The organism is Sandaracinobacteroides sp., assembly GCF_057137845.1.
Genome location: NZ_DBNHFX010000006.1, coordinates 1 through 8,115 on the forward strand (window position 1 = coordinate 1; position 8,115 = coordinate 8,115).

8 protein-coding genes are annotated in these 8,115 nt (G+C 65.5%); all 8 read left to right on the plus strand.

Features of this window, described 5'->3' with window-relative positions; genetic code table 11:
- Positions 1 to 282 precede the first annotated feature (282 nt).
- Positions 283 to 978, plus strand: a complete 696-nt coding sequence (locus tag AC16JP_RS00170; RefSeq protein ID WP_484338578.1) for a cyclic nucleotide-binding domain-containing protein — start codon at positions 283 to 285, stop codon at positions 976 to 978.
- A 32-nt stretch (positions 979 to 1,010) separates the two neighbouring features.
- On the plus strand, positions 1,011 to 1,367 hold the full coding sequence (locus AC16JP_RS00175; protein WP_484338579.1) for an ArsC family reductase: 357 nt from the start codon (positions 1,011 to 1,013) through the stop codon (positions 1,365 to 1,367).
- Positions 1,368 to 1,447: 80 nt separating this feature from the next.
- Positions 1,448 to 1,846 carry an arsenate reductase family protein gene (locus AC16JP_RS00180; RefSeq protein WP_484338580.1) on the plus strand — a complete coding sequence of 133 codons (399 nt, stop codon included), beginning with the start codon at positions 1,448 to 1,450 and terminating at the stop codon, positions 1,844 to 1,846.
- 63 nt (positions 1,847 to 1,909) lie between these two features.
- Positions 1,910 to 2,788, plus strand: coding sequence for a 3-methyl-2-oxobutanoate hydroxymethyltransferase (gene panB / locus AC16JP_RS00185; protein ID WP_484338581.1), 879 nt, complete (start codon positions 1,910 to 1,912; stop codon positions 2,786 to 2,788).
- 173 nt (positions 2,789 to 2,961) lie between these two features.
- Positions 2,962 to 3,759: a tetratricopeptide repeat protein gene (locus AC16JP_RS00190; RefSeq protein ID WP_484338582.1), complete on the plus strand. Its 798-nt coding sequence runs from the start codon at positions 2,962 to 2,964 to the stop codon at positions 3,757 to 3,759.
- On the plus strand, positions 3,756 to 5,096 hold the full coding sequence (locus AC16JP_RS00195; RefSeq protein WP_484338583.1) for an outer membrane protein assembly factor BamB family protein: 1,341 nt from the start codon (positions 3,756 to 3,758) through the stop codon (positions 5,094 to 5,096). Before AC16JP_RS00190 ends, AC16JP_RS00195 begins: the two co-directional genes overlap by 4 nt.
- A 10-nt stretch (positions 5,097 to 5,106) precedes the next feature.
- Positions 5,107 to 6,510, plus strand: a complete 1,404-nt coding sequence (der, locus tag AC16JP_RS00200) for a ribosome biogenesis GTPase Der (RefSeq protein ID WP_484338584.1) — start codon at positions 5,107 to 5,109, stop codon at positions 6,508 to 6,510.
- Between the two features lie 2 nt (positions 6,511 to 6,512).
- The gene (locus AC16JP_RS00205) at positions 6,513 to 8,003 is read left to right on the plus strand and encodes an acyl-CoA ligase (AMP-forming), exosortase A system-associated (RefSeq protein WP_484338585.1); all 1,491 of its coding nucleotides are present in this window, start codon (positions 6,513 to 6,515) and stop codon (positions 8,001 to 8,003) included.
- Positions 8,004 to 8,115 lie beyond the last annotated feature (112 nt).

Here is an 8,115-nt window from a genome sequence, read left to right on the forward strand (position 1 = left end):
GCTCGTTGCTGTTCGAATGGGCTTGGCGCTGCAAGGTCCGTCATGGGTTTCTCTCCGCGCCGCGATGAGGCGGCATGATAGGGCGCCCCACAACCACGGGCAATGGATATGGTCTTTGATATGAATCAATCACCTTGTCCACGCCGACCGGCATTAGGACCGTAGCGCTCCGGTATCTGCGGCAATTTTCCTTCTGCATGCCGCAGATACCGTTAACCGCCGGATTGTAGTCGGGAATATTGCAGATTGATTATTGTCAATTTGCATTGAGGGGACGAATTGATGGATGATATCGAAAGGGCGAAGCTGCGCCGGTTGCCGTTGTTCCGCGAAATGCAGACGCAGACGTTCGACAGCCTGATGGATGTGGCAAAATCGCACAGCTTTCCCGCAGACCATGAATTGATCCGGCAGGGCGAAACCGGGGAATTTCTGCACATCATCGTCAGTGGCACCGCCGAGCTGTACGCATCGTGGAAAGGCCGTCGCACGGTTCTCGGCGCGGTCCAGCCCGTTTCCGCATTCATTCTGGCTGCCAGTGTTTGCGATGCGCCCTATCTGATGTCGGCGCGCACGGTCGAAACGTCGCGTATCATTGAGATTCCGAATGCTGATGTCAGGGTGGCGCTGCGCCGCGATCCAGACTTTTCGATGGCCATGATGCGCGAACTCGCCGAAGGGTATCGCGGCTTCGTTCGTCAGTCGAAGAATCTGAAGTTGCGCAGCTCGGTCGAGCGGCTGGCAGCCTTCCTCCTGCATCTCTCGGACCGGCACGAGGGCGCGGCGACGTTTCCCCTGCCGACTGAAAAGCGGCACCTTGCTTCGTATCTTGGCATGACGCCGGAATATTTTTCCCGTTCGATCAAGTTTCTGTCGGGCAAGGGGGTAACGATCCGCGGCAATGGCGTTGTCATCAACGATCGCCTGACACTGACCTCGGTTGCCTTTCCCGACCAGTTGATGGATGGCCGGAACTGAAACCCCGACGGCGGGGCCAGACGGGAGGCGGGATGGCCCTGACGATCTTCGGTATTCGCAACTGCGACACGATGAAGAAGGCGCGTGCGTGGCTTGATGCTGCCGGTATCGCCTATCGGTTCCACGACTACCGGACGGATGGGGTGCAGCGCGACGACCTGCTGCGCTGGTGCGGGGCGCTCGGCTGGGAGCGCGTGCTGAACCGCGCCGGCACGACGTTCCGGCGGCTTCCCGATGCGGTGCGCTCGGGTATCGACGAGGCGACTGCGATCGAACAGATGCTGGAGCAGCCCGCCATGATCCGCAGACCCATTCTGGAGGGCGATGGCGTGCTGCTGGCTGGCTTTCGGGCCGACGACTATGCGAGAGCGCTGTTGCCAGCGGCTTGACCGGCAGCGCGCCTGCCGCGCCAATGGCCGCAGATCCAACAGCGGCGACGTTTGTGCCGACGCAGAACAGGGGAACAGCGATGATCGTCATCTATCACAACCCGAAATGCGGGACGTCGCGTAACGTCCTGGCGGCCATTCGCGCCAGCGGCACCGAGCCGGTGGTCGTTGATTATCTTTCCGAAGGCTGGACCAAGCCACTGCTGCTGACGCTGTTTTCGGTTGCCGGAATGACCGTGCGCGACGGCCTGCGCACCCGCGCCCCCGAGGCTGAAGCGCTGGCCGACGCCGACGATGAAACCCTGCTGGATGCAATGCTGCGCCACCCCGTTCTGGTCGAGCGGCCGATCGTTGCGTCGTCGCGCGGGGTAAGCCTTTGCCGGCCTGTCGAAAAAGTGCTGGAATTGCTGGAAGGCGAACTTCCGCCGGGCTTCGTCAAGGAGGATGGAAAGCCGCTCGACCGCGTGGCGCAAGGATGATGCAGCCGGCCATTTCCGGGGCTGGCGGCTGACAGGCGCCGAACAGCACGATAAAGGGGCGCTATGTCCACAACCTTCACACTCGACACCTCGACATCGCGCGCCCACCCGGTGCCGGGACCGGTCCGCAGGCTTACGGTTCCGGGGATTCAGGCCCGCAAGCAGGACGGCGTCACTGCCGAGCCGATCGTCATGCTGACGGCCTATACCGCCCGCATGGCCCAGCTCCTCGACCCGCATTGCGACATGCTGCTCGTCGGCGACAGCCTCGGGCAGGTGATCTATGGTCTCGATACCACGGTCCGCGTGACGCTCGACATGATGATCGCCCATGGCGCGGCAGTCGTCAGGGGAAGTTATCGTTCGGTTGTCGTCGTTGATCTGCCGTTCGGAACCTACGAGGCATCGCCCGAGCAGGCCTTCGCAACGGCTGCGCGGGTCATGCACGAAACCGGGGCTGCGGCCATCAAGATGGAAGGCGGGCAGGTGCTTGCCCCGACGGTCGAGTTTCTGGTGCGGCGCGGAATTCCGGTGGTCGGCCATGTCGGGCTGACGCCGCAGGCGGTGAACGCGCTGGGCGGCTATGGCGCACGCGGACGGACCGACGCGGAAGCCGCGAAGATCGTCTCGGATGCGTGCGCGATTGCTTCTGCCGGGGCGTTCGCCCTTGTGGTGGAAGGGGTGGTCGAGCCGCTGGCGCAACGCATCACCCGCGATGTCGGCTGCCCGACGATCGGCATCGGCGCTTCGGCTGAATGCGATGGGCAGGTTCTGGTGATCGACGACATGCTGGGCATGTTCGAGCGTGTGCCGCGCTTCGTCCGCCGCTTCGACGATCTTGCCGCGCGGGTCGACGAGGCGGCACGAACCTATGCCAAGGCCGTGCGCGAACGCAGCTTTCCCGGACCCGACGAACTTTATCAGCCGAAGAAGCCCGGTTGAGCCTGTTCATCGCCGGGCAAGCCTGCCGCGCAGATCGCTTGTTTTCCTCGACGGGCGGGCTTTGCGCTTTTGCAAACCGCCACTAAAGGGGAACGCGGGTCACGACGGGTTGCAACAGCGCCGTTCTGGCCCGCTTGAAGTATCCGGCCCACTTGACGAATCAGGAACGAGCCTTGGCAACGAGACCACCCTCGACCGACCCGCGCGACGATGCCTTCATCCGCGAAGTGGACGAAGCCTATCGCGAAGACGAGCTGAAACGCTTTTTCCAGCGTTATGGCCGCTGGATCCTGCTGGCGGTCGGGCTTGGCCTTGCAGGGCTTGGAGCCGCGCTCTGGTGGAAGGCGGAACGCATCCGCCGGGTCGATGCGCTGTCGGAACAATTCACTGTCGCACTCGACAAGGTGGACAGCGGCTCGACGACCGAGGCGCTGAAGTCGCTTGAGGAAATCGGCGCTTCCGACAACCCGAGCTATCGTTCGCTGGCGGCGTTCAGCAAGGCCGGGATCGCCCAGTCGGGCGGCGACACGGCAAAGGCCGCCGCGCTGCTGAAGGCCGTGGCAGACGATCCAAAGGCTGCCCAGCCGTTCCGCGATGCGGCAACGATCAAATATGTCCGCCTGCAGTTCGACACGATGGCGCCGAACGACGTGCTGGCGATGGTAAAGCCCTATCTGGAAGGTGACAGCCCCTGGTTCCCCGTGGCGGGCGAACTGGCGGCGCTGGCGCATGTGAAGGCGGGCGCACCAGACAAGGCGGGGCCGCTGTTCCTGCGGATCGCGTCCGACGAAAAGGCGTCGCCTTCGCTGCGCGCCCGCTCCGAGCAGATGGCCGCATCGCTTGGGCAGGACGTGACGAAACTGGTCGCCACACGAGAGGCCGAGGAACTGGCAAGGGCGGAAGCCGCGGCGAAGGCCGCAACCAATCAACCCGCCGCCGAAGCAGGCGTGGAAGGGGCGCAACAGAAATGACCCGCAGCACCCGACAGCGCAACGCCGTGATGGTGGCGTCGCTGGTATCCGTCGCCCTGCTGTCCGGTTGCGGCATGCTGAAAAAGGGCAATCGCAAGCCTGCCACCATGGGCGAGCGGATTTCCGTGCTGGACTATGAAAAGCAGGTACAGGCCGAGCCTGAGCTTCAGGGCATCGAGATCGTGCTGCCGCAGCAGCAGGTGAACGCCGCCTGGACACAACCTGCCGGCGATCCCTCTGGCAGCATGGGGCATCTGGCGCTTTCGGCCAGCCCCACGCGCGTCTGGTCGGTCGGGATCGGGCAAGGCTCGAACGCTTCTCGAACGCTGAATGCAGCGCCGGTCGTGGCGGAAAACCGGCTGTTCGCCATGGATACGCAGGCGCGCGTTTCCGCCTACGAAGCATCGAGCGGCAGGCTGCTTTGGCAAAAGACCATCACGATGGAAGGCGAAAGCGACAAGCCGGCGTTCGGCGGTGGTGTCAGCATTCTCGGCTCGCGCGTGATTGCAACCACCGGCTATGGGCTGGTCGTCGCCTTCGACGCAGCTTCCGGAACCGAGGCATGGCGCGCCCATCTGCCGACGCCGCTGCGCGGTGCACCAAGTGTCGATGACGGCCGTGTGTTCGTCGTCAGCCAGGACGGGCAACTGACCGCGCTGTCGGCCGAAAACGGCGAACAACTATGGCAGGCCAACGCGACTGTCGAGCCTGCGTCGATTCTCGGGCCGGGGTCGCCTTCGGTGGCGTTGGGCACGGTGGTCGCGGGGTTCCCTTCGGGTGAACTGTTTGCGCTTCGCGTGGAAAATGGCCGCACCGTCTGGCAGGATCAGCTTTCCCGCACCGGGCGGACGACGGCGCTTGGCGCACTGTCGGGGATCACCGCGTCGCCGGTGATCGATCGCGGCCGGGTGTTCGCCATCAGCCACGGTGGCCGCATGGCGGCGCTCGACCTGTCGTCGGGGCAGCGCGTCTGGGAGCGCGATTTCGCTGGCGTCAACACGCCCTGGCCGGTTGGCGACTGGGTGTTTGCGATCACCACGGAATCGGAACTGGTCGCGCTTAGCCGGGCCGACGGGAAAATCCGCTGGGTGGCCAAGTTCGAGCGCTGGAAAAAGCCGAAAAGCCGCAAGGGTGCGGTGCTGTGGTCCGGCCCGGTGCTGGCCGGCGGCAACCTGATCCTGGTTTCGTCGCGCGGGGAAATGGCGTTCGTTTCGCCCACCGATGGCACCGTGCAGTCGCGGCAGAAGCTGGATGGACCGGCGCATCTGCCGCCTGTCGTTGCGAACGGCATGCTCTATGTGCTGACCGACGACGGCAAGTTGACGGCATACCGCTGAGGGCCGACACATGCCGGGGGCAAGACAGCGCATCATCATTCTGGGCCGGCCCAACGTCGGTAAATCGACGCTGTTCAACCGGCTGGTCGGCAAGCGTCTGGCGCTGGTCGACGATCAACCCGGCGTCACCCGCGACCGGCGGGAAGGCAAGGCGCGGCTGTTCGACCTGTCATTCACTGTTGTCGATACGGCTGGCCTCGAGGAAGCCGAAGCAGGCAGCCTGTCGGACCGGATGCGCCACCAGTCGCGTGCGGCACTGAACGGGGCGACGGCGGCGCTGTTCGTGATCGACGGACGGCAGGGCCTGACCGAGGCCGACCGCCATTTCGCCCGCTGGCTGCGGCAGGAAGCGGCGGTTCCGATCATCGTCGTCGTCAACAAGTGCGAGGGGCGCGCCGCCGATGCAAGCCTGCTGGAGGCGTTCGAGCTTGGGCTTGGCGATCCGGTTCCGCTTTCCGCCGAGCATGGCGAGGGGCTGGCGGACCTGTTCGCCGCACTCGCGCCGCTGCTGCCCGCGCCGGAGGCGCCGCTGGCCGCACAGGAAGGCGCAGCCGAAGGCGATGAATTGGCGGAAGCCGAGGATCTGGAACCTGAGGACGACCCTGCGGCCCCGCTCAGGCTGGCGATCGTCGGCCGCCCGAATGCCGGAAAATCCACCCTTATCAATCGGCTGCTGGGGGAAAACCGGCTGCTGACGGGGCCGGAAGCAGGCATCACCCGCGATTCGATCACCGTGCCCTGGGAATGGAAGGGGCGCGCCGTCGAACTGATCGATACAGCCGGGATGCGCCGCAAGGCAAAGGTCGTCGACAAGCTGGAAAAACTGGCCGTCGCCGACGCGCGCCATGCCGTCGATTTCGCGGAAGTCGTGGTGCTGCTGCTGGATGCGACGCTGGGGCTGGAAGCGCAGGATTTGCGCATCGCCGACATGGTGTTGCAGGAAGGCCGGGCGCTGATCGTAGCGGTGAACAAGTGGGATTCCGCCGAGGACGCGAGCCGCCTGTTCAACGGCATCCGGCAGGCGCTCGACGAAGGGCTGGCGCAGGTGAAGGGCGTGCCGCTGCTGACGGTTTCGGCGCTGACCGGCAAGGGCCTCGATGTGCTGATGCAGGTGGCGTTCGAAACCCGCGAACGCTGGAGCAGGCGCGTGCCGACTTCGGCCCTGAACCGCTGGTTCGAGGCGGCGCAGGCCGCCAATCCGCCGCCGGCGCCCGGCGGACGGCGGATCAAGATGCGATATATCACGCAGGCGCGCAGCCGCCCGCCGACGTTCATCGTGTTCGGCAACCGGCTGGATGACCTTCCGGCCAGCTACAGCCGCTATCTGGTGAACAGCCTGCGTGACGATCTTGATCTGAAGGGTCTGCCGATCCGCATCAACATGCGTTCGCGGCGCAATCCTTTCGACGACTGACGATGCGCCGCCTCGACCATCTGCTGCGGCAGGGCAGGCCAGAGGCAATCGCACTGGCCGAGCGCGACCGGACGCTTTCCTATGCCGATCTCGATCGGCAGGTATCGGCCGTTGCGGGTGTGTTGCAGCAACTGGCTGCGGCTGGCGAACGGGTGGCGCTCTGGCTGCCGAAGTCGATCGAGCATGTAGTCCTTCAGTTTGCGATTGCGCGCGCGGGGCTGGTTTCCGTCCCGGTGAACCCGGTGCTGAAGGCGGCGCAGGTGCGCCATATTCTGGAAGATTCCGGCGCGGTGCTGCTGATCAGCCACCGCGCGCGTGCGGCAAGCCTTGGTGCGCCGCCCTGCCGCATGATGTCGATCGAGGACGACTGGCCGGCGCTCGTGCAGGGCGGCGACCCCGGCGATGGTGCGCCCGGAGGCGATACGCTGGCGGCGCTACTGTACACCTCGGGGTCGACAGGGCGGCCCAAGGGCGTGATGGTGACGCACGCCAACCTGCTGACGGGCGCTCGAAGCGTTGCTTCCTATCTGGGAACCACGGCCAACGACAGGGTGCTCGCGGTTCTGCCGTTAAGCTTTGATTTCGGTTTTTCGCAGGTAACGACTGCACTGCACGCCGGTGCCCGCGTGGTGCTGCTGGATTATCTGACGCCGCGCGACGTGGTGCTGGCCTGCGCCCGTCACGGCATCACGCAACTGGCCGCAGTGCCACCGCTTTGGGTGCAGTTGGCCGGGCTCGACTGGCCCCAGACGGCCGTTTCGGCGATGCGGACGCTCTCGAACAGCGGCGGCAGGCTGCCGGTGCCGACGGTGCAGGCGCTTCGCCGTCTGTTCCCGGCCGCGCGGCTGCATCTGATGTATGGCCTGACCGAGGCGTTCCGCTCGACCACATTGCCGCCGGACCTTGCCGACAGCCATCCCGCGAGCATCGGCCGCGCCATCCCCGACGCCGAGGTGCTGGTTGTCCGCGCCGATGGCAGCGAAACCGCCGACGGCGAACCGGGGGAACTGGTGCACTGCGGCCCGCTGGTAACCAAAGGCTATTGGCAGGACCCGGAACGCACGGCCATCCGGTTCAAACCGGCGCCGCGCGCTTCGGCTATCGGCGGTGTAGCCGTCTGGTCCGGCGACACCGTCGTCCGCGATGCGCAGGGGCTGTTGTCGTTCGTGGGGCGGAACGACGAAACCATCAAAACCATGGGCACGCGCGTTTCGCCGACCGAGATCGAGGAAATCGCCCACCAGAGCGGGGCGGTAACCGCAGTCGTGGCGCTGGGCGTCGCGGACGAGGTTGCCGGGCACCGGATCCGGCTGGTGGCGACGCCTTTCCCCGAACTCGGCCGGGAGGAAGCAGAAGCAAAGCTGCTGCGCCATTTCCGCCACGAAGCAGCTTCCTACATGGTGCCGGCGTCGATCGTCTGGGTGGACGAAATGCCCGTGTCGGCAAACGGCAAGCTGGATCGGGTGGCGATCCGCGAGAGGCTGGGCCGGTGAACGATCGCGTGCCACCCGGCTTCGGCCGCACACCAGAAGGCGGGCTGGCAGTGGCTGGCCGGGCTGCCGAGGAATGGGCGGCTGATGCCGGCGACACGCCGCTTTTCATCTA